This is a genomic window from Pseudomonas sp. LBUM1640, from assembly GCF_059716225.1.
Genome location: NZ_CP166816.1, coordinates 1,365,282 through 1,390,874, shown reverse-complemented (window position 1 = coordinate 1,390,874; position 25,593 = coordinate 1,365,282). Strand labels below are relative to the sequence as shown.

The window sequence follows — 25,593 nt, the reverse complement described above, 5'->3', positions numbered from 1 at the left end:
CTTAGTGTCCGGTTTTTTTATGCCCGCAATTCAATTAGTTAGCGTCAAGACGCGGAACACAAACATTCTTATTCCGATTAATTTTCATTTATTATTCAATAACTTAGGTTTGACACTAGGGATTTCGCCGCTCAAACTCCGCCCTATACACAGCTATTACAGGGCAGGACCCCAGTCATGAAAGGCGACATCTCAGTCATCCAGCAACTCAATAAAATCCTTGCCAATGAACTGGTCGCGATCAATCAGTACTTTCTGCATGCGCGCATGTATGACGATTGGGGCCTGGAAAAGCTCGGCAAGCGTGAATACAAAGAATCCATCAAGGCCATGAAGGACGCGGACGCGCTGATCAAGCGCATCCTGTTCCTGGAAGGCCTGCCGAACGTGCAGGACCTGGGCAAGCTGAATATCGGCGAGCACACCCAGGAAATGATCAGCAGCGACCTGGGCTTTGAACGCAAGAGCCACAGTGACCTCAAGGCCGCTATTGCACACTGCGAAACCAAGGGCGACTTCGGCAGCCGGGAACTGCTCGAAGACATTCTGGAAGACCAGGAAGAGCATATCGACTGGCTGGAAACTCAACTGGGCCTGATCGACAAAGTCAGCCTGGAGAACTACCTGCAATCGCAGATGGGTGAATAACCCGCAGCGCACAGGTATAGAGTAGGAGGCGGATTCACATCCGCCGTCCTCTCACACCACCGTACGTACGGTTCCGTATACGGCGGTTCAGGTTATGCGGTTAAGCCGGTTTATCGTATCCAGTATCGAGACCAGTCCCAAACGATCCCATAGTTTCTTCGGTAGCGCCTGATTCATATGTGACGCTCCCGAGTTCCACCAAGGGCCTCGACCATTGAAGGCAGACTTACACGCACGGGCTTCGTCCAGCCCCAGGCGCATCAGGTTACGCGCCCTCGTAGAGGGCCGTTTCCATTGGCGCCACACGACACACCGAAGTTTGTGCCGCACCCAACCGTCCAGCGCCTCAAGGGGTCTTTTGCTCTGGCTCAGCTTGAAGTAACTAGCCCAGCCACGTAGCACCGGATTTAGTCGCTCGATAAGACTGACGACTTTGTAACCCTGTGCCCCGCGTAGCAACGCTCTGAGACGGTCGCGCAAGCGACCAAGGCTCATTTCTGCCACCCGCAGCCTCGGCTGTTTATTCCAGCTCATCCCATAACCCAAATAATCACAGACCCACGGCCGTGCCACGCGGCTCTTTTCCCGATTCAACGTCAGCTTCAGACGCTGATTCAAGAAACGCTCAACTCCTGCCAGCACTCGCTCGCCAGCACGGAGACTACGTACATAAATGTTCGCATCGTCGGCATAACGAACGAAGCGATGGCCCCGCCGCTCCAACTCCCGGTCGAGTTCGTTGAGCAGGATGTTCGACAGCAACGGCGAGAGCGGGCCGCCTTGCGGCGTCCCTTCCTGCCGTCGGCTGGCGATCCCGCCCGACATAACTCCCGCTTCAAGGTAACGGCGGATCAGTCTGAGTACGCGTTTGTCTTCGACATGACGCTCAACTTTGGCCATCAACACGTCGTGATTCACTCGATCAAAGAACTTCTCAAGATCAAGTTCCACGCACCAGCGGTGGCCCGCTGCAACATGGTCACGGGCTGTTTCGATGGCTTGATGGGCGCTTCTGCCCGGACGAAAACCGTAGCTGTAATCCGAGAACAGGGGATCGAAGATCGGCGTGAGCTGTTGCAGCAAAGCCTGTTGGATCAGGCGATCCACGACATTGGGGATACCCAGTTGGCGTGTTCCACCCTTGGGTTTGGGGATTTCGACAGCGCGTACACCTTGCGGGTGATACTCGCCGACCAGCAACCGAGCCTTGAGGGTCGGCCAATACTGTTTCACGTGGCCCGCCAACTGGTCGACCGTCATGCCATCGGCACCCGGTGCGCCCTTGTTGCTGACCACGCGTTGATACGCACGCTTGAGGTTGGCGGGTGCAAGCACCCGCGCCATCAGCGTGTCCGGCTCCGCGTTCGTCCACGTCACAGACGCCGCCGATGTCTGCGCACTGCCAGCCGCAAACCCCGGATTCCGTCCGGGACTTGGGGTTACAGCTCTCGTGTTGAGAGATTTCTGCTTTATCGACATTCGACGAGACTCTGACGCCTACTGGCGGCATAACCTGTTCGGCCCTTGGTGGCGTGGTTTTTTTTTCCGCCACTTACTACGGCCTCGGCTGACTTCTGCATGTTCATCCCGTCGCCTCTCGACGCTCGGTAGCACAGTGGCAAACCTGCAGATCTCCCAGGGTAATTCGCGCGACCTTCCTGCTTATGCCTGTCGGATATACGTCGTAGCGTTCCGTGCAAGTATTGGGCTTTAACGATTTATGCCGTCTTACCCCGCTACGCCGCCTCTATCCGCTTCCTGTTCGTCAGGCCAGCATTTTGCCTCGGGCTTCCTTCAGATTCGCAGTCACCCGCGACACCCTTGCCTCTGGCTAACACTTCCCCTTGCCGGGTGTGTAGAGGACTTTCACCTCCAAGTCACCAGCGAGGCCACCACAGCCAAGCTGGTTGCGCTTCGCGCAACGCGCCATGCCTGGCGCACATAAAAAAGCCCCGCTCTCTTTCGAGAAGCGGGGCTTTTTATTGCAATCGAATCAAGCGTCAGTCTTGGCTGCCGCGTTTACCGCAGCTTCTTTGACCAGCGCTTGCAGCGAACCATCAGCCGCCATCTCAGTGATGATGTCGCTACCGCCGACCAGCTCACCGGCGACCCACAATTGTGGGAAAGTTGGCCAGTTGGCGTACTTCGGCAGGTTGGCGCGGATTTCCGGGTTCTGCAGGATATCCACGTAAGCGAATTTCTCGCCACACGCCATGATGGCCTGGGAAGCCTTCGCGGAGAAACCGCACTGCGGAGCGTTCGGGGCGCCCTTCATGTAAAGCAGAATGGTGTTGTTGGCAATCTGCTCTTTGATCGTTTCGATGATATCCATGGAACACCTCGGCTGGAACTTTGCGACTCACAGGTCGGCACGGTGGCGCATTGTAACGCAAAATTCCAGCGCGGTGCTCAGGCCTTATGCGGCGGCCACCTGCACCGGCACGCCGTTCAGCGCGGCGTTACCGGACAATTCATCCAATTGCCGCTCGTCGGTCAGGTCATTCGCGCTCGCCCCCGGCTGCCCGCTGGCGATGCTCATCTGCACGCCCGGGCGGCCGTGCCCCCAGCCATGGGGCAGGCTGACCACGCCGGGCATCATGTCCAGGCTGGCCACCACTTCCACTTCAATCATGCCGATGCGCGAACTCACACGCACCCGCTGCCCATCGTTCAACTGTCGGCTGGCCAGGTCATCAGGGTGCATATGCAGTTGATGGCGCGGCTTGCCCTTCACCAGGCGGTGATAGTTATGCATCCACGAATTATTGCTGCGCACATGGCGACGGCCGATCAGCAGCAGCTCGCCCACCCGCGGCACAGGTTGCGAGGCGAACCGCGCCAAGTCCGCAAGGATCACTGCCGGCGCCGCCTGCACCTGGCCGTTGGCGGTTTTCAAGCGTGCGCCAAGGTTGGGCTTGAGCGGCCCCAAGTCCACGCCATGCGGATGGTCGGCCAACATAGCCACCGACAACTTATGATCGCTGGCATCACCGTAAGCCCCGGCGCGCAGCCCTAAGTCGATCATCTGCGCCGGCGCGATGGTCGGTTTAAGCACGGCGCCCGTCTGCGCTGCAAAAGCCTCGGCCAAGCCAACAAAAATCTCCCAGTCATGCAACGCACCCGCAGGCTTGGGCAGTATCGCGCGATTGAACCGGGTGACATTACGCACGGCGAACATATTAAAAGTGGTGTCGTAATGGTCGTTTTCCAGCGCGGACGTCGACGGCAGGATCAGGTCGGCGTAGCGCGTGGTCTCGTTGATATAGAGGTCGATGCTGACCATGAACTCCAGCCCATCCAGCGCTTGCTCCAACTGGCGACCATTGGGCGTCGACAGCACGGGGTTGCCGGCCACGGTCACCAAGGCGCGGATTTGCCCTTCGCCTTCGGTAAGCATTTCTTCAGCCAGGGCCGAGACGGGCAATTCGCCGCCGTATTCCGGGCGCCCGGACACACGACTCTGCCAGCGATTGAAATGCCCGCCGCCGGTCGAGGCCACCAGGTCCACCGCCGGGCTGGTGCATAACGCACCGCCCACCCGGTCGAGGTTGCCGGTCACCAGATTGATCAACTGCACCAGCCAATGGCACAAGGTGCCGAACGCCTGGGTAGATACGCCCATGCGGCCATAACACACCGCCTTGTCCGCAGCGGCGAAATCGCGTGCCAATTGGCGGATCTGCTCAGCAGGCACCGCACATTGGCGGCTCATGGTTTCAGCGGTAAACCCGGCGATCGCGCGGCGCACGTCGTCGAGGCCTTCAACCTGCAAATGACTGTCGCGCGTCAGGTGCTCGGTAAACAGCGTGTTGAGTACGCCGAACAGCAGCGCCGCGTCGCCGCCAGGGCGTACAAACAAATGTTGATCGGCAATCGCCGCCGTCTCGCTGCGACGCGGGTCGACCACCACCACCTTGCCGCCTCGGGCCTGGATGGCCTTGAGACGTTTCTCCACGTCAGGCACGGTCATGATGCTGCCATTGGACGCCAGCGGGTTGCCGCCCAGGATCAGCATGAAGTCGGTGTGATCGATGTCTGGGATCGGCAACAACAGGCCATGGCCATACATCAGGTAACTGGTGAGGTGATGAGGCAACTGGTCCACCGAGGTTGCCGAAAACCGATTGCGCGTCTTCAACTGCCCCAGGAAGTAGTTGCTGTGAGTCATCAGCCCATAGTTGTGCACGCTGGGATTACCCTGATACACCGCCACCGAATTCTGCCCATGCCGCGCCTGAATGCCCGCCAATCGCTCGGCGACCAACGTGAACGCCTCGTCCCACGCAATCGGCTGCCATTCGCTGCCTACCCGCAGCATGGGCTGGTGCAGGCGGTCCGGGTCATTCTGTATATCCTGCAGCGCCACGGCCTTGGGGCAGATATGCCCACGGCTGAAGGTGTCCAGCGCGTCGCCCTTGATCGAGGTGATCGCCAGGCTGCCGTCATCGGCTTGAGTGGTTTCCAGGGTCAGGCCGCAGATGGCTTCACACAGATGGCAGGCACGGTGGTGGAGAGTCTTGGTCATGGCCAGTCTCTTTATTAGGGCTTTGGCTTCACTATGGGCCGCGACCGGCGCAGGCACCAGCAACGTCAGCGCCGTGAATCGACGGGCATCAGGCTAGGCCATGGCTAAGCGTGAGCAAATGTTTCAGGAACCTGCCCACCGCCTCCAAAACCGACACAAGCTGGCCAGGGCGCGGCTCCACACATTGCAAAAGGTCTCAGCGCCAGTGTACAAATGGGCCGCTGCTGTCAGGAATCAGTCTTCAAAAGCGCTCCGGCGCCCTTCTTGAACACCCTTAAAAACTGTAGCCCTATTGGTAAGACGCGACATTTAATTATAAGATCGCGCCTTCCCCTATTTCGTCGCCCCGTGCGGCTTTCGCCGCAGGTCTCGCCCGTTGTCACAATAAACAAGGCTTTGAGTATCTGCGGTCTGTTGCAAAAAGGTAGTTAATGATGAGCGCAAGGCACTTTCTCTCCCTGATGGATTGCACGCCCGAAGAGCTGGTCAGCGTGATCCGTCGAGGCATTGAGCTTAAAGACCTGCGTAACAGCGGCGTACTGTTTGAGCCTTTGAAAAACCGTGTGCTCGGGATGATTTTCGAGAAGTCGTCGACGCGCACCCGCGTGTCCTTCGAAGCCGGCATGATCCAGCTGGGTGGCCAAGCCATCTTCCTGTCCTCGCGCGATACCCAACTGGGCCGTGGCGAGACGATTGCCGACAGCGCCATCGTGATGTCGAGCATGCTTGATGCGGTGATGATCCGCACCTTTGCCCACAGCACGCTGACCGAATTTTCCGCCAACTCGCGCGTACCGGTGATCAACGGCCTGTCCGATGACCTGCACCCGTGCCAGTTGCTGGCCGACATGCAAACCTTTCTCGAGCACCGCGGTTCGATCCAAGGCAAGACCGTGGCCTGGATCGGCGACGGCAACAACATGTGCAACAGCTATATAGAAGCGGCGATCCAGTTCGACTTCCAGCTGCGCATCGCGTGCCCGGAAGGCTACGAGCCTGACGCGCGCTTCCTCGAACAGGCCGGTAGTCGCGTGACCGTTGTGCGTGACCCACGTGACGCTGTGGTTGGCGCCCATTTGGTGAGCACCGATGTCTGGACCTCCATGGGCCAGGAAGAAGAAACCGCCAAACGCCTGGCCCTGTTCGCGCCGTTCCAGGTGACCCGCGCGCTGCTCGACCTGGCCGCGCCGGATGTGCTGTTCATGCACTGCTTGCCCGCGCACCGTGGCGAAGAAATCAGCCTCGACCTGCTCGACGATAAGCGCTCGGTCGCTTGGGACCAGGCTGAAAACCGCTTGCACGCACAAAAGGCGCTGCTCGAACGCCTCATCGCCCCCGCGTACCACCACGCATGAGCCAGCCATTACTGCTGAACCTGCGCAATCTGGCATGCGGCTATCAAGATCAACGCGTGGTGCAGAACCTCAACCTGCACCTCAACGCCGGTGACATCGGCTGCCTGCTGGGCTCTTCGGGTTGCGGCAAAACCACCACCTTGCGTGCGATTGCCGGATTCGAGCCGGTGCACGAAGGCGAAATCAGCCTGGCCGGCGAAGTGATTTCCAGCGCCGGGTTCACCCTCGCGCCGGAGAAACGCCGGATCGGCATGGTGTTCCAGGACTACGCGCTGTTTCCGCACTTGAGCGTGGCCGACAATATCGCCTTCGGCATTCGCAAGCACCCGCAAAAAGACCGCGTGGTCGCTGAGTTGCTGGAACTGGTCAACCTGAAGAACCTCGGCAAGCGCTTCCCCCACGAGCTTTCCGGTGGCCAGCAACAACGTGTCGCCCTCGCCCGCGCTCTGGCGCCGGAGCCACAACTGCTGCTGCTGGATGAACCGTTCTCCAACCTCGACGGGGAACTGCGGCGCAAGCTCAGCCACGAGGTGCGCGACATTCTCAAGACACGCGGCACCAGCGCGATACTGGTGACGCATGATCAGGAGGAAGCCTTCGCCGTGAGTGATCAGGTGGGGGTTTTCAAGGAAGGCCGTCTTGAGCAATGGGACACGCCCTACAACCTCTATCACGAGCCACAAACGCCTTATGTCGCCAGCTTTATCGGCCAGGGCTATTTCATACGCGGCCAGTTGAGCTCACCGGAATCGGTCAGCACCGAGCTGGGAGAGCTGCGCGGCAACCGCGCCTACACCTGGCCCACGGGCGGCGCGGTGGATGTGTTGCTGCGCCCGGATGACATCGTTTATGCGCCGGACAGCGCGTTGAAAGCGCGCATCGTCGGCAAGACCTTCCTCGGCGCCTCGACCTTGTACCGCCTGCAGCTGCCGACGGGTGCACAGCTGGAGTCGATCTTCCCCAGTCATGCCGATCACCAGGTGGGTGTGGACGTGGGGATTCGGGTGGCGGCTGAGCATCTGGTGCTGTTCCAGGCTTCGGGCAGCGTTGCGGCGCAGATTCCTAAAGCCGACTCCGGCGTAAGGCGCTACAGCCCCGCCAACTGAGTAACTGACGAAACCAGATCAAAATGTGGGAGCGGGCTTGCTCGCGAATGCGGAGTGTCAGTTAACGAATTTATTACTGAACCACCGTTTTCGCGAGCAAGCCCGCTCCCACATTGGATCTCGTCGCATTCAAAATGCGAGTTTCAGGCCCGGCCAATCGGCGCGAATGTGGCCTGGGTATGCTCAGCCAACACCGCAGCCGGCAATTCAACTTCCAAACCCCTTCTCCCCGCACTCACAAAAATCGTCGCGAACGGCTGCGCCGTCTCGTCGATAAACGTGCGCAAACGCTTCTTCTGCCCCAATGGGCTGATACCGCCCAATAAATAACCGGTGGAGCGTTGCGCCGCAGCCGGGTCGGCCATCTCGACTTTTTTTACGCCTGCCGCGTGAGCCAGCGCCTTTAAATCCAGACTTCCGACGACCGGCACCACCGCCACCAACAATTCACCTTTCTCACTGCTGGCCAACAAGGTTTTGAACACTTGAGCCGGGTCGAGCCCCAATTTTTCCGCGGCCTCCAGGCCATAGGACGCCGCCTTCGGATCATGTTCGTAACTGTGGATGTGATGTTCGGCGCGAACTTTTTTCAACAGGTCCAGTGCGGGGGTCATGGCTACTCCGGGCGTGGCAAACAGACGGCCAATTCTAGGCCAAGGGCAGGCAAAACGCTCTAGTGCGCCACTCCTGAAATGAGTGAAGCTTGGCGCAAGCGTGATCATTCATCAGACTAATAGTTTGAAAATGACCAATGGTTCACTTTCGACCTTTGACAGCCGTCATTCTTGTCTATATTTTTTCGTTTCCGAATACTGTAGGAATAGAGCTGCAGTACTCCAGCAGTAAGCCGTGACGGGGATGGGGATCCCCGCCACGGTGAAAATCGCGCAACAGCCCGTTGAGGCCGCGCGCCAAACAAGAACAACAATTGAGGTTTTCCATGACAACTGCTCTTCAACAGCCCTCACTTTCGAGCCAATGCATGGCCGAATTCCTGGGGACTGCGCTTCTGATCTTCTTCGGTACAGGATGTGTCGCTGCGCTCAAGGTCGCGGGTGCCAGCTTTGGGTTGTGGGAAATCAGTATCATCTGGGGGATCGGCGTGAGTATGGCGATCTACCTGAGCGCCGGTATTTCCGGGGCTCACCTCAACCCGGCGGTGAGTATCGCCCTGTGCATTTTTGCCGATTTCGAAAAGCGCAAACTGCCCTTCTACATCCTTGCTCAAGTCGCCGGCGCCTTCTGCTCGGCCGCCTTGGTGTACACGCTGTACAGCAATCTTTTTTTCGATTACGAACAAACCCATCACATGGTTCGCGGCTCACAGGCCAGCCTGGAGTTGGCGTCGGTGTTCTCCACCTACCCGCATGCACTGTTGAGCACGGCTCAGGCGTTCCTGGTGGAAATGGTCATCACCGCCATCTTGATGGGCGTGATCATGGCCCTCACCGACGACAACAATGGCCTGCCACGCGGCCCGTTGGCCCCGCTGCTGATCGGCCTGTTGATCGCTGTAATTGGCAGCGCCATGGGCCCACTGACCGGTTTTGCGATGAACCCGGCGCGGGATTTCGGGCCCAAGCTGATGACCTTTTTCGCCGGCTGGGGTGAAATGGCCTTTACGGGCGGTCGCGATATTCCTTACTTCCTGATACCGATTTTCGCGCCGATTGTCGGCGCCTGCCTCGGTGCTGCGGCTTATCGCGGGCTGATTGCCCGTCATCTGCCGAGCGCCGCACCTGCTATAGATGAAACAACTGACACGGCTGTCAACGGCAAGACGCGTATTTCCTGATAGCGCCGGCCTGGTCCGCACTGCCCCTTTGCGGCCCAGGCTGATTCCTTACTTCCTTATTTTCCGTCTAAGGCAATCGACATGACCGACATTCAGAATAAGAACTACATCATTGCCCTTGATCAGGGCACCACCAGTTCGCGGGCGATCATTTTCGACCGTGACGCCAACGTGGTTTGCACCGCCCAGCGCGAGTTCACTCAGCATTACCCGCAAGCCGGCTGGGTCGAACATGACCCGATGGAAATCTTCGCCACCCAGAGCGCGGTGATGGTCGAGGCCCTGGCACAAGCCGGCCTGCACCATGACCAAGTCGCCGCCATCGGTATCACTAACCAGCGTGAAACCACCGTGGTCTGGGACAAGATCACCGGCCGCCCGATCTACAACGCAATCGTCTGGCAATGCCGCCGCAGCACCGAGATCTGCCAGCAGCTCAAGCGCGACGGCCACGAGCAATACATCAATGACACCACCGGCCTGGTCACCGACCCGTACTTCTCGGGCACCAAGCTCAAGTGGATCCTCGACAACGTCGAAGGCAGCCGCGAGCGTGCGCGCAACGGCGAACTGCTGTTCGGCACCATCGACAGCTGGCTGATCTGGAAATTTACCGGCGGCAAAACCCACGTCACCGACTACACCAACGCCTCGCGCACCATGCTCTTCAACATCCACACCTTGGAGTGGGATGCGAAGATGCTGGAGATTCTGGACGTGCCGCGCGAAATGCTGCCGGAAGTGAAGTCGTCCTCGGAGATTTACGGCCGCACCAAAAGCGGCATTGCCATCGGCGGCATCGCCGGTGACCAGCAAGCCGCCCTGTTCGGCCAGATGTGCGTGGAAGCCGGCCAGGCCAAGAACACCTACGGCACCGGCTGCTTCCTGCTGATGAACACCGGCGACAAAGCGGTTAAATCCAAGCACGGCATGCTCACCACCATCGCCTGCGGCCCACGCGGCGAAGTGGCCTACGCCCTGGAAGGCGCGGTGTTCAACGGTGGTTCCACCGTGCAATGGCTGCGTGACGAGCTCAAGATCATCGCCGACGCCACCGACACTGAATACTTCGCCGGCAAGGTCAAGGACAGCAACGGCGTGTACCTGGTGCCGGCCTTCACCGGCCTGGGCGCTCCGTACTGGGACCCGTACGCGCGTGGCGCGCTGTTCGGCCTGACCCGTGGCGTACGCGTGGATCACATTATTCGTGCAGCCCTGGAGTCGATTGCCTACCAGACTCGCGACGTGCTGGACGCCATGCAACAGGACTCGGGCGAACGCCTTAAAGCCCTGCGCGTGGACGGTGGTGCGGTGGCGAACAACTTCCTGATGCAGTTCCAGGCCGACATCCTCGGCACCCGAGTCGAGCGCCCGCAAATGCGCGAGACTACCGCACTCGGTGCCGCCTACCTGGCGGGCCTGGCCTGTGGTTTCTGGGGCAGCCTGGACGAGTTGCGCGGCAAGGCGGTGATCGAGCGCGAGTTCGAACCAACGCTGGACGAAACCGCCAAAGAGAAACTCTACGCCGGCTGGCAAAAAGCGGTGAGCCGCACCCGTGACTGGGAACCGCACGAAGGCGCTGAATAAGCCAACCGCCGGACCCACATAGGGTTGTAACTGGCGGGGAGCCGCGTGCTGCGTCATCATGGGCCACTTTTGTATGGCAGCCCAAAGGACGCCCCATGAATCTGCCTCCCCGCCAGCAACAAATCCTCGAACTGGTCCGCGAACGCGGCTACGTCAGTATCGAGGAGATGGCGCAGCTATTCGTAGTCACCCCGCAAACCATCCGCCGCGATATCAACCAGCTGGCGGACGCCAATCTGCTGCGCCGCTACCACGGCGGCGCGGCCTATGACTCCAGTGTCGAGAACACCGCGTACGCCATGCGTGCCGACCAGATGCGTGATGAAAAACAACGCATCGGCGAAGCCATCGCTGCGCAAATTCCTGATCACGCCTCGCTGTTCATCAATATCGGCACCACCACCGAATCCATCGCGCGTGCGCTGCTGAATCACAACCACCTGAAAATCATCACCAACAACCTCAATGTCGCCACCATGCTCAGTGCCAAGGACGACTTCGATGTACTGCTGACCGGCGGTAATGTGCGCCGTGATGGCGGTGTGGTTGGCCAAGCCAGTGTCGACTTCATCAACCAGTTCAAGGTCGACTTTGCGCTGGTGGGCATCAGTGGCATCGACGAAGACGGCAGCCTGTTGGATTTCGATTACCAGGAAGTGCGGGTTTCCCAGGCGATTATCGCTAACGCGCGCCAAGTGATCCTGGCGGCGGACTCGAGCAAATTCGGGCGCAATGCCATGATTCGTTTGGGGCCGATCAGCTTGGTGGACTGTTTGGTGACCGATCAGCAACCGGTGCCGGCGCTGGTGCAGTTGTTGAATGACCATAAAGTTCGCCTGGAAGTCGTATAGCGTCTGCACTGACGCCTTCGCGAGCAAGCCCGCTCCCACATTTAACCGAGTTCCAGCATGAGAATGCGGTCGAATGTGGGAGCGGGCTTGCTCGCGAAGGCGATTCAACGAACACCCTTTTCCTCAAGCCTTCCCCAAGCCCATGTTCGCAAATTTTCCTTTCTCGCCGCTTCGATGAGTTTTTTCAATCGAAGTCGGGTGGCTGTGCGCGCGATTATCAGCTACCATTTTCGCAAATGAACATTAATGTTCGAATTCCAAGACAAAAAAGATCGCGAGGCTAGCCGATGAACCCTTCCACCTTGCCTGCCCCACCGCTTGCCGAAGTCTATGACGTTGCCGTAATCGGTGGCGGGATCAATGGCGTCGGCATTGCAGCAGACGCAGCCGGTCGCGGTTTGTCGGTATTCCTTTGCGAAAAGGACGACTTGGCCAGCCACACCTCCTCCGCCAGCAGCAAGCTGATCCACGGTGGCCTGCGGTACCTCGAACATTACGAATTCCGCCTGGTGCGCGAAGCTCTGGCCGAACGTGAAGTGCTGCTGGACAAGGCTCCGCACATCGTCAAGCAGATGCGCTTCGTGCTGCCGCACCGCCCGCACCTGCGCCCTGCGTGGATGATCCGCGCCGGCCTGTTCCTGTATGACCACTTGGGCAAGCGCGAAAAACTCGCCGGTTCGAAAAGCCTCAAGTTCGGCCCGGACAGCCCGTTGAAAAGCGAAATCACCAAAGGCTTCGAGTACTCCGACTGCTGGGTCGACGATGCCCGCCTGGTGGTACTGAATGCCATGGCCGCCCGCGAAAAAGGCGCGCACATCCACACCCAGACCCGTTGCATCAGCGCGCACCGCAGCAACGGCATGTGGGAAATGAACATGGAACGCGCCGATGGCAGCCTGTTCTCGATCCGCGCCCGTGCACTGGTAAACGCTGCCGGCCCGTGGGTCGCCAAGTTCATCAAGGAAGACCTGAAGCTGGATTCGCCGTACGGCATCCGCCTGATCCAGGGCAGCCACTTGATCGTGCCAAAGCTGTACGAAGGCGCCCACGCGCACATCCTGCAGAACGAAGACCAGCGCATCGTCTTCACCATTCCGTACCTGAACCACCTGACCATCATCGGCACCACCGACCGCGAATACACCGGTGACCCGGCTGCAGTTGCGATCACCGAAGGTGAAACCGACTACATGCTCCAAGTGGTGAATGCCCACTTCAAGAAGCAGTTGAGCCGCGACGACATCGTGCACACCTATTCCGGCGTGCGCCCGTTGTGCAACGACGAGTCGGACAACCCTTCAGCCATCACCCGCGACTACACCCTGTCGCTGTCTGGCGGCACCGGCGAGGCGCCGATCCTGTCGGTGTTCGGCGGTAAGCTGACCACCTATCGCAAACTCGCCGAGTCGGCGATGGCGCAGCTGGCGCCTTACTTCACGCAGATGCGCCCAAGCTGGACCGCCACGGCCAGCCTGCCTGGCGGCGAAAACATGAGCACGCCAGAAGCCCTGGCCGAGGCGATTCGCGCCAAGTTCGACTGGGTGCCAAGCGAGATCGCACGCCGTTGGTCCACCACTTACGGCAGCCGTACCTGGCGCCTGCTGGAAGGTGTGCAATCGCTGGCCGACCTGGGCGACCACCTGGGTGGCGGCCTGTACACCCGCGAAGTCGATTACCTGTGTGCCGAAGAATGGGCGACGCAACCGCAGGACGTGCTGTGGCGCCGCACCAAACTCGGCCTGTTCACCACGCCAGAGGAACAGGACAACGTGCAGCGTTACCTGTCCAAGGTTGAGCAGAACCGCGCAAAGATTGAAGCGGCCTGACAGTCAAGCCTCACAAAAAGCCCCTGCACCGTAAGGTTCAGGGGCTTTTTTATAGCGCCGCCGCCATTCGGTTTTCCGAACGGCATTCCCTTCTCGATTCGGTTTGCCGGACCTTTGCGTTACAAACCGCCTGTAATACAAAGTTAATATTCATATAAATCAACTAGATAAGCTTTTATTCCTGGTATGGCACGACTCATGCTCTACACTCCCTGACGATTGCCTGAGACGCTTCAGGAGCCGTCACGGGCATTCGCTGTACAAGAGAGCCGTTTTAGCCGGCTTCATAAAAAAAACAAATGTCGAGGAAGTATTGATGCGCATCGTTCCCCATATCCTGGGCACAGCTATCGCTGCTGCTCTGATCAGCACTCCAGTTTTCGCCGCCGAACTCACCGGCACACTGAAGAAAATCAACGACTCCGGCACCATCACTCTCGCTCACCGCGACAGCTCCATTCCGTTTTCCTACATCGCGGATGGCTCGGGCAAACCAGTGGGCTACTCCCACGACATTCAACTGGCCATCGTTGAAGCCCTGAAAAAAGACCTGAACAAACCCGATCTGAAGGTCAAGTACAACCTGGTCACCTCGCAAACCCGTATCCCGCTGATCCAGAACGGCACCGCGGATATCGAGTGCGGCTCCACCACCAATAACGCCGAACGCGCCCAACAAGTTGATTTCACCGTCAACATGTTCGAAATCGGCACCCGCCTGCTGGTCAAGAAAGACAAGGATGGCAAGCCGTCCTACGCTGACTTTGCCGACCTGAAAGGCAAAAACGTGGTGACCACCGCCGGCACCACGTCCGAGCGCATCATCAAGGCGATGAACGCCGACAAGCAAATGGGCATGAACGTCATCTCCGCCAAAGACCACGGCGAATCCTTCCAGATGCTGGAAAGCGGCCGCGCCGTCGCCTTCATGATGGACGACGCCCTGCTGGCAGGCGAAGAAGCCAAGGCCAAGAAGCCGGACGACTGGGTCATCACCGGTACTCCGCAGTCCTTTGAAGCCTACGCATGCATGGTTCGTAAAAACGACCCAGCCTTCAAGAAAGCCGTGGATGACGCCATTGTCGGCCTGTACAAATCCGGCGAAATCAACAAGATCTACAGCAAGTGGTTCGAGAGCCCGATTCCACCAAAAGGCCTGAACCTGAACTTCCCGATGAGCGAAAAGGTTAAGGAGCTGATCGCTAACCCAAGCGACAAACCAGCGCCTGACGTAAAAATCTGATACCTGACTAAGCTTATCTCCTGAGGGGGCCAACGCTCCCTCAGGCGTCTGTTACTACCTGCGGGCTTTAATTTGGAACACTCGACCTGGCGGTTTTCGAGCCGATCGCGTGTGCCTGGCGTTCAACGTCAGGCGGGAAAGGATCTTCCCCAAGCGGGTGCTTGTATATCGATCGATCTCGAGGGGAGACCCTAATGAATTACAACTGGGACTGGGGCGTGTTCTTCAAGTCCACTGGCGTGGGCAGCGAGACTTATCTCGACTGGTACATCGCCGGTTTGGGCTGGACCATTGCCATCGCTGTCGTGGCATGGATTATCGCCTTGTTGCTTGGCTCCATTCTGGGGGTCATGCGTACCGTGCCAAACCGCATCGTATCGGGCATTGCGACCTGCTACGTGGAACTGTTTCGTAATGTGCCGCTGCTGGTTCAGCTGTTTATCTGGTATTTCCTGATACCCGACTTGCTGCCGCAAAACCTGCAGGACTGGTACAAACAAGACCTCAACCCGACCACCTCGGCTTACCTGAGCGTTGTCGTGTGCCTGGGCCTGTTCACCGCCGCCCGTGTGTGTGAACAAGTGCGTACCGGTATCCAGGCGCTGCCACGTGGCCAGGAGTCCGCGGCACGCGCCATGGGTTTCAAGCTGCCGCAGATCTACTGGAACGTGCTGCTGCCACAGGCCTACCGCATCATTATTCCGCCGCTTACCTCGGAATTCCTCAACGTGTTCAAGAACTCCTCCGTGGCGTCCTTGATCGGTTTGATGGAGTTGCTGGCGCAAACCAAACAGACTGCCGAGTTCTCGGCCAACCTGTTTGAAGCCTTCACCCTGGCCACGCTGATCTACTTCACCCTGAACATGAGCCTGATGTTGCTGATGCGCGTGGTCGAGAAGAAAGTCGCGGTGCCCGGCCTGATCTCCGTGGGGGGTAAATAATGGACTTCGATTTCAGCGGCATCATCCCCGCCATCCCGGGCCTGTGGAACGGCATGGTCATGACCTTGCAGTTGATGGTCATGGGTGTGATCGGCGGCATCGCGTTGGGTACGGTCCTGGCACTGATGCGCCTGTCGTCCAACAAACTGCTGTCGCGCCTGGCCGGCGCTTATGTGAACTACTTCCGCTCGATCCCACTGCTGTTGGTGATCACCTGGTTCTACCTGGCGGTGCCGTTCGTGTTGCGCTGGATTACCGGCGAAGACACTCCGATCGGTGCGTTCACCTCCTGCGTCGTGGCCTTCATGATGTTCGAAGCTGCGTACTTCTGTGAAATCGTGCGGGCCGGCGTGCAGTCGATCCCCAAAGGTCAGATGGCCGCCGCACAAGCGATGGGCATGACCTATGGCCAGACCATGCGTCTGATCATCCTGCCCCAGGCGTTCCGCAAGATGACCCCGTTGCTGCTGCAACAGTCGATCATCCTGTTCCAGGACACCTCGCTGGTTTACACCGTGGGCCTGGTGGACTTCCTCAACTCCGCCCGCTCCAACGGCGACATCATTGGCCGCTCCAATGAGTTCCTGATCTTCGCCGGTGTCGTCTACTTCATCATCAGCTTTTCCGCCTCGCTGCTGGTCAAGCGTCTGCAAAAAAGGTTTGCCGTATGATCTCTATCAAGAACATCAACAAGTGGTATGGCGACTTCCAGGTGCTGACCGATTGCAGCACCGAGGTTAAAAAAGGCGAAGTGATCGTGGTGTGCGGGCCGTCCGGCTCGGGTAAATCCACCTTGATCAAGTGCGTCAACGCACTGGAACCGTTCCAGAAGGGCGACGTGGTGGTGGATGGCACGTCCATCGCCGACCCGAAGACCAACCTGCCGAAACTGCGTTCGCGCGTGGGCATGGTGTTCCAGCACTTCGAGCTGTTCCCGCACCTGACCATCACCGAAAACCTGACCATCGCGCAGATCAAGGTGCTCGGCCGCAGCAAGGAAGAAGCCACCAAAAAAGGCCTGCAACTGCTTGAGCGCGTAGGCCTGTCGGCACACGCCCACAAGCACCCGGGCCAGCTGTCCGGCGGCCAGCAACAACGTGTAGCGATCGCCCGCGCCCTGGCCATGGACCCGATCGTCATGCTGTTCGACGAACCGACCTCGGCGCTGGACCCGGAAATGGTCAACGAAGTGCTCGACGTGATGGTGCAACTGGCCCACGAAGGCATGACCATGATGTGCGTGACCCACGAAATGGGCTTCGCCCGCAAAGTGGCTGACCGCGTGATCTTCATGGACGCCGGCAAGATCATCGAAGACTGCCCGAAAGAGGAGTTCTTCGGCGACATCAGCGCCCGCTCCGAACGCGCGCAGCACTTCCTTGAGAAAATCCTGCAGCACTAAGTACGTTGAATACAGAACCGCTGAGGGGCTTTTTGTGGCGAGGGAGCTTGCTCCCGCTGGGGCGCGAAGCGGCCCCAAAACAAGCGACGCATTTTTCCCATGAGAAATTACAGTCGTCAGTTTTGGGGCTGCTACGCAGCCCACCGGGAGCAAGCTCCCTCGCCACACTGAGCACTCCTTGCCAAAAAACCCTGTATTCACATTGGTAGCTGACCCAAGGCATCTGTGATGAAATGCGACCCCAACCAATTTCGCGCCGCACCGCCATCACTTGCCGTGAAACCTCGTCTGATTCGCCAACTGTTCCTGCCGCCGTTGATCATCGCCCTGATGATCGGCTTGGGTTATATCGGCTTCTGGGTCAGTGAGTACTACGACATCCGCACCCTCAGCGACAACGGCGAACGCCAGTTGGAGCTGCATGCGCGCACTGTCGAAAGCGAACTCAGCAAATACACTTATCTGCCAAGCCTTCTGGAACTGGAGTCCAGCGTTTCCACGCTGCTGGCTGACCCGAGCCAGGAAACCCGCAAAACCGTCAATGATTACCTTGAAGGCCTGAACCGGCGCAGTCGCAGTCGGGCCATCTACGTGATGGACACCACCGGCCGCGTGCTGGCCACCAGTAACTGGCGCGATGCCGACAGTTACCAGGGTGAAGACCTGTCCTTCCGGGCCTATTTCCAGAATGCCGTACGCGGCCAGCCGGGGCGCTTCTATGGCATCGGCAGCACCAACGGCGAGCCCGGCTACTACCTGGCCCATGGCCTGGAAGAGCACGGCAAGATCATCGGCGTCGCGGTGGTCAAAGTGCGCCTCGAAGCCTTGGAAGAACGCTGGCAACGCGCGCGTCTCGAAGCCTTCGTGAGCGACGAGAACGGCATCATCATCCTCTCCAGTGACCCCGCCCGCCGCCTCAAGGCCGTGCGGCCGCTGAGCGATGACACCAAGGAACGCCTGGCCCACAGCCTGCAATATTACTGGGCCACGCTGAACGAGCTGGAGCCGCTGGCCCGCGAACGCCTCAATGAAGGCACTGAAAAGCTGACCTTCCCGGCCAACAGTGAAGTGGTCAACGACGAGCATGAGGTCAGCTACCTCGCCCAGACCCGTCCGCTCAACGACACACCGTGGAATTTCACCCTGCTCACTCCGCTCAACGACTTGCGCCGCGCTGCGATCAACCAGGGCATCCTGGTCGCCGTCGCGTTTGGCCTGGTCGCGTTTTTGCTGATCGCCTGGAACGAGCGGCGCAAGGTCATCGCCACGCGCCTCGCCGCGCGGGAAGCCTTGCAGGAAGCCAACAGCCAGCTGGAGCGTCGGATTGCCGAACGCACCGCCGACCTGCGCGCCAGCAATGAACGGCTCAAGGGGCAGATCCGTGAACGGCGCCAGGCTGAAGAAACCTTGCGCCGCGCCCAGGATGAACTGGTGCAGGCCGGCAAGCTCGCCGCCATCGGCCAGATGTCGACCAGCATCGCGCATGAATTGAACCAGCCGCTGGCGGCATTGCGCACGCTGTCGGGCAACACCGTGCGGTTCCTTGAGCGTGGCGCCCTCGACACCGCCAGCGCCAACCTCAAGACCATCAACGAACTGATCGACCGCATGGGCCGCATCACCGCCAGCCTGCGCTCCTTCGCCCGGCGCGGCGATGACCAGGGCGAAGCCAACCTCGCTAAAGCCGTGGACGCGGCGTTCCAGGTACTCGGCGCACGTTTGGACGGCCTGCCGTTGACCGTGCACCGCGACTTCGCCAACGCCCAATTGCAGATCGACCAGACGCGCCTGGAGCAGATTCTGGTCAACCTGATCGGCAACGCCCTCGACGCGATGCAGGCGCAGCCGGCGCCCGAGCTGTGGCTGGACGGCCACGTGTTTGAGGGCAAGTATCGCCTGCACGTGCGCGATAACGGCCATGGCATTGATCCCGAAACCCGCAAACACCTATTCGAACCGTTTTTCACCACCAAACCCGGCGAACAAGGCCTGGGCCTTGGCCTGACGCTTTCCGCCAGCCTCGCGGCGGCCACCGGCGGCAACCTTGCCGTGGAACACCCGGCCAGTGGTGGTACGGCCTTTGTCTTGTGCCTGCCGTTGGTGGGCACTCAAAAAGCTGAGTCGACATGAATACAGACGCTACAGCCCCTAAAGACGACCTGACCGTTCTGATCGTCGAAGACGACCCCCATGTACTGCTCGGCTGCCAGCAAGCCCTGGCGCTGGAAGACATCCACAGCGTGGGCGTGGGCAGCGCCGAGGAGGCACTCAAGCGCATCGGCGAGAACTTTGCCGGCATCGTCATCAGCGATATTCGCCTGCCGGGCATTGATGGCCTGGAGCTGTTGACCCGCCTCAAAGCGCTGGATAAAAGCCTGCCGGTGGTGCTGATTACCGGGCATGGCGATATTTCGATGGCGGTCGGCGCCATGCGCAATGGCGCCTACGATTTCATGGAAAAACCCTTCTCCCCCGAGCGCCTGGTCGACGTGGCGCGTCGCGCCCTGGAGCAACGTGGCTTGGCGCGCGAAGTGTGGTCGCTGCGCCGCCAGTTGGCTGAGCGTGACTCGCTGGAAGGCCGCATCATCGGCCGTTCGCCGGCCATGCAAAACCTGCGCGAACTGATCGCCAACGTCGCCGACACCTCGGCCAACGTGCTGATCGAAGGCGAAACCGGCACCGGCAAGGAACTGGTCGCGCGCTGCCTGCATGATTTCAGCCGCCGCCACTCCCATCAGTTCGTTGCCTTGAACTGCGGTGGCCTGCCGGAGAACCTGTTTGAAAGCGAGATTTTCGGTCACGAAGCCAACGCCTTTACCGGCGCCGGCAAACGGCGCATCGGCAAGATCGAGCATGCCCACGAAGGCACGCTGTTTCTCGATGAAGTGGAAAGCATGCCGATCAACCTGCAGATCAAATTGCTGCGAGTATTGCAGGAACGCACCTTGGAGCGCCTGGGCTCTAACCAGAGCGTGGCGGTGGATTGCCGGGTGATCGCCGCCACCAAGTCCGACCTCGACGAACTGAGCCGTGCCAGCCAATTTCGCAGCGACCTTTACTACCGCCTCAACGTGGTCACCCTGGAACTGCCGCCGCTGCGCGAACGTCGCGAAGACATCCTGCAGTTGTTCGAACACTTCCTGCAGCAGTCGTCGCTACGTTTCGACCGCACCGTGCCGGAGCTGGACAACCAGACCGTTTCAACCCTGATGAGCCATGACTGGCCAGGCAACGTGCGTGAACTGCGCAACGTTGCCGAGCGTTTTGCCCTGGGCTTGCCCGCCTTCAAGAAAAGCGGCAACGGCAACGTCAACCATGGCCTGGCCTTTACCGAAGCGGTGGAAGCCTTCGAGCGCAACCTGCTCAACGACGCCCTGCAACGCAGCGGTGGCAACCTGACCCAGGCCAGCCAGGAACTGGGGATGGCCAAGACCACCCTGTTCGACAAGGTCAAGAAATATGGGTTGAGTCACTGATGGATCTATTCTTCAAGGCAGCCCTCGGCGCGGCGGTGGTGTTGATCCTGGCCGCGCTGGCCAAGACCAAAAATTATTACATTGCCGGGCTGGTGCCGCTGTTTCCGACCTTTGCGTTGATTGCGCATTACATCGTCGGCAAGGGCCGTTCGGTGGAGGACCTTAAGACCACCATCGTGTTTGGGATGTGGTCGATCATTCCGTACTTTGTGTATTTGGCGACGCTGTATGTGATGGTCGACCGGATGCGCCTGGAAGCCTCACTCGCCGTGGCGGCCGTGGCGTGGTTGATGGCGGCGACAGTGTTGGTGAGTGTGTGGGTACGCTTACACGCCTGACACTCCTGCCACACCTCGATCAAAAATGTGGGAGCGGGCTTGCTCGCGAAAGCAGTGGTTCAGTCAGCACATGTATTGGCTGACACACCGTCTTCGCGAGCAAGCCCGCTCCCACATTTGATCGGCGATGTCTTGAGTATTGGGTTAACCATCTCAACGCACGATCTTGTCGACCTGAATCCCCAACTTCTTCAACCGATACCAAAAGCTCCTCTCGGAAATCCCGATCTTCGCCGCCGCTGCGGCCTGCACGCCGTTACTCTCATTCAACGCCGCCAAGATGTAGGTTTTCTCGACTTCCGCCAGTGCCGCGTCCAGGTCCGCAGGCACGCTGGGGTTGTCGCCGAGCAGCGTCGTGACGCCCTCTTCAGCAGGCCTGGACGCAAACAGATACCCCGGCAGGTCGATGTCTTCGATCACAGGCGACGCCGCCACGATGGTCGCGCGCTCCACGCAATTCTGCAGTTCACGAATATTCCCCGGCCAGCTGTAGGCCGCCATGGCCTGCAACGCCTCGGGGCTGAAGCCGGTGATGCGTTTGCCGGCGGTGGCGCTCAGGGTCTGGGCGAAGTGCCGGGCCAGGGGCACGATATCTTCAGAGCGTTCGCGCAGGGCCGGCAACGGGATCGGGAACACGTTGAGGCGGTAGTACAGGTCTTCGCGAAACTCTTTATTGGCCACCGCATCCAGCAGGTTTTTGTTGGTAGCCGCGATCACTCGCACGTCCACCTTGCGCTCGCGCGGGTCGCCCACCGGCTCGATTACTCGCTCCTGCAACGCGCGCAGAATCTTGGCCTGCAGCGCCAGGGGCATATCACCCACTTCATCCAGGAACAGCGTGCCTTTGTCGGCTTGCATAAAGCGCCCGACCCGATCTGCCACGGCGCCGGTGAAGGCGCCTTTGCGGTGGCCGAACATCTCGCTTTCCAGCAAGCCTTCCGGGATGGCCGCGCAGTTGACCGCCACGAAAGGCTTGTCGGCGCGGCTGCCATGCTTGTGGATGGCACGGGCAACCATTTCCTTGCCGGTGCCGCTTTCGCCGGTCAGCAGGATGGTTGCACTGCTGTCACGCACCGAGTCAATGGCGTGCAATACCTGGCGAAACGCCGGGCTGTCGCCCACCAGGCTGTCGAACTGCGCGTGGTGGTCCAGCTCGGCACGCAGCCGCGCGTTGTCGCGCATGATGTCGCGAAACTGCAGGGCCTTGGCCACGGTGATGTCCAGTTCATCAATGTCGAACGGCTTGGCGATGTAGTCGTAGGCGCCATTGCGCATTGACTGCACGGCATTTTTTACCGTGCTGTAGGCGGTCATCACGATCACCGGCAACTGGGGGAAGCGTACCTTGATCTCGGCCAGCAACGCCGGCCCGTCCATGCCTGGCATGCGCCAGTCGCTGATCACCAGGTCGATGTCTTCCTGCTCCAGCACTTTGAGCGCGTGCAGGCCGTTGCTTGCGGTGAATACCTGAATGCCGTTCTGGCTCAAGGCCGACGACAGCAAGTCGCAGAGCTTGGGCTCATCGTCGACTACCAATACGTTATGCGTCATGACCTTCCTCATCGTCGCCGTCGTCCTCACCATGGGCCGGAATGTACAGGCTGAAGGTGGCGCCGGCATCTTTGTCACTGGCACATTCAATGCTGCCGTCGTGACTTTCCATGATCGAATAGACTTTGGCCAGGCCCAGGCCCGTGCCTGAGGCCTTGGTGGTGACGAACGGCGTGAAGATCCGCTCGATCATATCCGCCGCAATGCCTTGGCCGGTGTCGGCGATGCTGATCATCGTGTTGCCGTCGACGCTGCGAATGCCCAATGTCAGGCGGCCGCCTTCGGGCATCGCGTCAATGGCGTTGAGAATCAGGTTGAGGCAAGCCTGCTTGAGCTGCTTGGCATCGGCATAGATCGTCGCGCCGGGCGCCTGATCGTCGATTTGCGCATCAATGTTATGCGTCGACAGCTCCGGGCTGCAAAAGCCGAGAATTTCGTCCACCAGCGGGCGCGCCGCCTGCAACACCCGCAGCGGCGGGTTGGGTTTGGCAAAATCGAGAAACTCGGTGATCAGGTCGTTGATGCGGCTGACCTCGCTGATCACGTATTCCAGATGGCGCTTGTCGGTTTCCGGCAGGTCGACACGACGGTGCAACAGTTGGGTGGCCGTCTTGATGATGCCCAACGGGTTGCGAATTTCATGGGCCAGGCCCATGGCAACTTCGCCCAGGGCGTGCAGCCGATCGCGACGGCGTAGCTGGGCCTCGAGGTGATGCAACTCGCCCAGGCGCTCGGTCATGTGGTTGAAGGTGCTGCTCAACTGCGCCAGCTCATCGCCGCCGGTGACCAATACACGGTGTTCATAATTGCCGGAAATGACCGCGTCCACCCCTTGGGACAGGTCCCGCAAAGGCTTGGTCAGGCGCCGCGACACCAGCACCCCGGCGCCCAAGGACAATGCTGAGCTGAGCAGGAATATCAGCACGAACAGGTTACTCTGGTTCACCAGCCCGACCAGGCTGGTATGCCGTAGCAGGCCGCTGAAGATCACCCCTTGCAGGTCGCCGGCGTCATTGAAGATGGGCCAATACAACCCGCTGTAGTTGTTGGTGAACTGCTCACTCGGCTGCTTGGTGCTGCGCATGGCCGTCTCAACATCCTTGGGGATGCGCGACGGGTGATTCTCGAACCGCTGGGTCGAGAATATCTCGTTGAAGCCCGATGGATTGGCCAGGTACAGGCGCAAGTCGAGGGAGTGCACATCAGCCACGCTGGTCAGGAAACTGCTGTCCAGGTAAGTGGCCACCAAGAGCAGGTAGTCGACGCCGTCCTGAGTGGTTTCGAACGTCGAGACCACCAGGCCCGTGTTTACGCCAGCCACCTGGATGGTTTGCAACACCGCGTTGCTGGTCAGGTTGATCTGCTTGACGACATCGTCGGACGCCGTGCTGAACACCACTTTGTGGTCACTCACGCGAATCAACGCGACCACGTCGATGTCGGTGGCGTCGGCAATATCGGCCGTCAACCGGTCATGCTTGGCAGCCTGCCTGCTCGAAGGCGGGCCGGTGTAGCGCAGGAACAGCTTGGCCATGCGCGCGTTGTCATGAAGGATATCGCCAATTTCGTCCTTGACGATCTTGGTCGACTCTTGCAGCCAAATGCGCACGTTACTGTCGAAAATCTGCGACAACGTGGTCGCCGCCAGCTCGGCGGCGATCATGGTAGGAATAACGCTGACCAGCCAAAACGCCAGCACCAGCTTGCGCTGGACGCTCCAGCGCGAAATGGCAAAGGGGCGGGCTTTCTGGCGGGTTTTGGTGATCATCAGGTTTCGCTTATCGCAGCAGCCATGGCAGGGTCGGAACGATCCGGTCTCAGGTACATTTTCACGAGTTTGAGCAGGCCATTGACCAGCCGATTGCGGTGACGGAAGAACATGCTGTTACCCCGGAACTCGCAACCCAGGCGCAGCTTACTGGCATACCCCTCCTGACCGCACTCGTACACAGGAATATTGTGCGCAATACAATAGCCGACATTGGTCAGCCAATACCTGAAGTACAAGCTGTACTCGCGGCTGAATTGCATGTCATGCCCGAAAAACTTGTCGATCAAACGGTGCTGGTCCAACAGGATCAGGTTGAACGCCACCAGACGCTCGTCCACCCAATACAAAACACAGACTGCACGCCCTTCAAGCCGTTCAAGGACCTCGGTGAAGAAACTGGCCGGCAGGCGTTCGAATTGCAAGTCGGCGCGGCTGAGCGTCGCCTCGTACAGGCGCATCACGTCAGGCAGCACGTCATCGATGTTATGCCGCCATTGCACCCGCGGGCCCGGTGCGCGCAGTTTACGGCGCAGGTCCTTGCGGGTCGATTTGCACAACGAGCCCAGGTAGGCGTCGACCGAACCGTAAGGCACTGCCAACAAACCGCTGGGCAAGCTCGGCATGCTCTGGAACCCGGCGGCAAGGCAGCTGGCCGCCCAATGCGGGTCTTTGGTGGGTACATCCTTGACCGCCACCAGGCCGATGCCAAGTTTATTGGCGTCCTGACGTGCGGCGTTAAGCAAATGCTTGAGCAACAGCGGGCGCCGGTCCTCAGGCACGCGACTGGAGACCCCCGCGTCACAGCGCTCAGCTATCGGCGAGCCAATGGCATACAGCTGCAAGCGTAAAACACCCGGCCACAGTCGCTCCAGGCGCTCGCTAAAGCGCTTGCCGGCGCCCGACACCGTGGTGTCGAGACGATAATAGGTGATGAACGCGGCGGCGACCGCCACCAGCGTTTCATCTTCGTAGACCGCCAGGTAACGCCATTTGAAATCATCGATGGCGGCGTTTTCCACGGCGACGTAAAAATCCCAATCCTCCAGCGCTCCGGGAAAACAGTCGTTCCAGGCACTGCGCGGGATGGCCCGGATGGTCGAGAAGGCTTGGGCGGTGATCACATACTTCCCTTACTTATATGGCGAGATCCGATCAATTGTGGGAGCTGGCTTGCCTGC

Annotated in this window: 20 protein-coding genes and 1 pseudogene; 14 read left to right on the top strand and 7 right to left on the bottom strand. The window is 59.6% G+C overall.

Annotated features, from left to right (window positions below):
- The first annotated feature begins 177 nt into the window (after nucleotides 1–177).
- On the top strand, nucleotides 178–648 hold the full coding sequence (gene bfr, locus ACA065_RS06065; RefSeq protein WP_012722487.1) for a bacterioferritin: 471 nt from the start codon (nucleotides 178–180) through the stop codon (nucleotides 646–648).
- 87 nt (nucleotides 649–735) lie between these two features.
- Here bfr and ltrA read toward each other — a convergent pair.
- From ltrA to ACA065_RS06050, 3 genes and pseudogenes are all read right to left on the bottom strand, one after another.
- A pseudogene (ltrA, locus tag ACA065_RS06060) lies at nucleotides 736–2,158 on the bottom strand (group II intron reverse transcriptase/maturase).
- A 483-nt stretch (nucleotides 2,159–2,641) separates the two neighbouring features.
- A complete protein-coding gene (gene grxD / locus ACA065_RS06055) occupies nucleotides 2,642–2,980 on the bottom strand; it encodes a Grx4 family monothiol glutaredoxin (protein ID WP_497693728.1) in 339 nt (112 codons plus the stop codon).
- Nucleotides 2,981–3,064: 84 nt separating this feature from the next.
- Nucleotides 3,065–5,173, bottom strand: a complete 2,109-nt coding sequence (locus tag ACA065_RS06050) for a molybdopterin oxidoreductase family protein (RefSeq protein ID WP_497693727.1) — start codon at nucleotides 5,171–5,173, stop codon at nucleotides 3,065–3,067.
- A 434-nt stretch (nucleotides 5,174–5,607) separates the two neighbouring features.
- Between ACA065_RS06050 and argF the strand changes: the two genes are divergently transcribed.
- Entirely contained in the window at nucleotides 5,608–6,528 is a 921-nt protein-coding gene (gene argF / locus ACA065_RS06045) for an ornithine carbamoyltransferase (RefSeq protein ID WP_497693726.1), read from the top strand.
- On the top strand, nucleotides 6,525–7,634 hold the full coding sequence (locus ACA065_RS06040) for an ABC transporter ATP-binding protein (RefSeq protein ID WP_497693725.1): 1,110 nt from the start codon (nucleotides 6,525–6,527) through the stop codon (nucleotides 7,632–7,634). Before argF ends, ACA065_RS06040 begins: the two co-directional genes overlap by 4 nt.
- Before the next feature lie 143 nt (nucleotides 7,635–7,777).
- On the opposite strand, the gene ybaK is transcribed toward ACA065_RS06040, so the two are convergent.
- A complete protein-coding gene (ybaK, locus tag ACA065_RS06035; protein ID WP_497693724.1) occupies nucleotides 7,778–8,248 on the bottom strand; it encodes a Cys-tRNA(Pro) deacylase in 471 nt (156 codons plus the stop codon).
- Nucleotides 8,249–8,574: 326 nt separating this feature from the next.
- Between ybaK and ACA065_RS06030 the strand changes: the two genes are divergently transcribed.
- The 11 genes from ACA065_RS06030 (at nucleotide 8,575) to ACA065_RS05980 (ending at nucleotide 21,093) form a co-directional block, all read left to right on the top strand.
- Nucleotides 8,575–9,429, top strand: a complete 855-nt coding sequence (locus tag ACA065_RS06030) for an MIP/aquaporin family protein (protein WP_497693723.1) — start codon at nucleotides 8,575–8,577, stop codon at nucleotides 9,427–9,429.
- A gap of 81 nt (nucleotides 9,430–9,510) precedes the next feature.
- Nucleotides 9,511–11,016 carry a glycerol kinase GlpK gene (gene glpK, locus ACA065_RS06025; RefSeq protein ID WP_497693722.1) on the top strand — a complete coding sequence of 502 codons (1,506 nt, stop codon included), beginning with the start codon at nucleotides 9,511–9,513 and terminating at the stop codon, nucleotides 11,014–11,016.
- A 95-nt stretch (nucleotides 11,017–11,111) separates the two neighbouring features.
- A complete protein-coding gene (locus tag ACA065_RS06020) occupies nucleotides 11,112–11,867 on the top strand; it encodes a DeoR/GlpR family transcriptional regulator (protein ID WP_034118315.1) in 756 nt (251 codons plus the stop codon).
- A gap of 287 nt (nucleotides 11,868–12,154) precedes the next feature.
- On the top strand, nucleotides 12,155–13,693 hold the full coding sequence (gene glpD, locus ACA065_RS06015) for a glycerol-3-phosphate dehydrogenase (protein WP_497693721.1): 1,539 nt from the start codon (nucleotides 12,155–12,157) through the stop codon (nucleotides 13,691–13,693).
- A gap of 316 nt (nucleotides 13,694–14,009) precedes the next feature.
- On the top strand, nucleotides 14,010–14,936 hold the full coding sequence (locus ACA065_RS06010) for a glutamate/aspartate ABC transporter substrate-binding protein (protein ID WP_497693720.1): 927 nt from the start codon (nucleotides 14,010–14,012) through the stop codon (nucleotides 14,934–14,936).
- Between the two features lie 194 nt (nucleotides 14,937–15,130).
- Nucleotides 15,131–15,877 (top strand): amino acid ABC transporter permease, encoded by a 747-nt coding sequence (locus ACA065_RS06005; protein WP_003208731.1) that lies wholly within the window; start codon nucleotides 15,131–15,133, stop codon nucleotides 15,875–15,877.
- Complete coding sequence (locus ACA065_RS06000) at nucleotides 15,877–16,548, top strand: amino acid ABC transporter permease (RefSeq protein ID WP_497693719.1); 672 nt, start codon at nucleotides 15,877–15,879, stop codon at nucleotides 16,546–16,548. The genes ACA065_RS06005 and ACA065_RS06000 overlap by 1 nt, the downstream gene beginning before the upstream one ends.
- Entirely contained in the window at nucleotides 16,545–17,279 is a 735-nt protein-coding gene (locus tag ACA065_RS05995) for an amino acid ABC transporter ATP-binding protein (protein WP_010170183.1), read from the top strand. The genes ACA065_RS06000 and ACA065_RS05995 overlap by 4 nt, the downstream gene beginning before the upstream one ends.
- 228 nt (nucleotides 17,280–17,507) lie before the next feature.
- Nucleotides 17,508–19,409, top strand: coding sequence for a two-component sensor histidine kinase AauS (aauS, locus tag ACA065_RS05990; RefSeq protein ID WP_497693718.1), 1,902 nt, complete (start codon nucleotides 17,508–17,510; stop codon nucleotides 19,407–19,409).
- Between the two features lie 65 nt (nucleotides 19,410–19,474).
- Nucleotides 19,475–20,755 (top strand): two-component response regulator AauR, encoded by a 1,281-nt coding sequence (gene aauR, locus ACA065_RS05985; RefSeq protein WP_497695309.1) that lies wholly within the window; start codon nucleotides 19,475–19,477, stop codon nucleotides 20,753–20,755.
- Nucleotides 20,755–21,093, top strand: a complete 339-nt coding sequence (locus ACA065_RS05980; protein WP_497693717.1) for a GlpM family protein — start codon at nucleotides 20,755–20,757, stop codon at nucleotides 21,091–21,093. Before aauR ends, ACA065_RS05980 begins: the two co-directional genes overlap by 1 nt.
- A gap of 153 nt (nucleotides 21,094–21,246) precedes the next feature.
- Here ACA065_RS05980 and ACA065_RS05975 read toward each other — a convergent pair whose 3' ends face one another.
- Genes ACA065_RS05975 through ACA065_RS05965 form a run of 3 tightly spaced genes read right to left on the bottom strand, consistent with a single transcriptional unit; the run spans nucleotide 21,247 to nucleotide 25,536 of the window.
- Nucleotides 21,247–22,644, bottom strand: coding sequence for a sigma-54-dependent transcriptional regulator (locus tag ACA065_RS05975; protein ID WP_497693716.1), 1,398 nt, complete (start codon nucleotides 22,642–22,644; stop codon nucleotides 21,247–21,249).
- On the bottom strand, nucleotides 22,634–24,412 hold the full coding sequence (locus tag ACA065_RS05970) for a sensor histidine kinase (protein ID WP_497693715.1): 1,779 nt from the start codon (nucleotides 24,410–24,412) through the stop codon (nucleotides 22,634–22,636). The genes ACA065_RS05975 and ACA065_RS05970 overlap by 11 nt, the downstream gene beginning before the upstream one ends.
- The gene (locus ACA065_RS05965) at nucleotides 24,412–25,536 is read right to left on the bottom strand and encodes a GNAT family N-acetyltransferase (RefSeq protein WP_497693714.1); all 1,125 of its coding nucleotides are present in this window, start codon (nucleotides 25,534–25,536) and stop codon (nucleotides 24,412–24,414) included. The genes ACA065_RS05970 and ACA065_RS05965 overlap by 1 nt, the downstream gene beginning before the upstream one ends.
- Nucleotides 25,537–25,593: the final 57 nt, after the last annotated feature.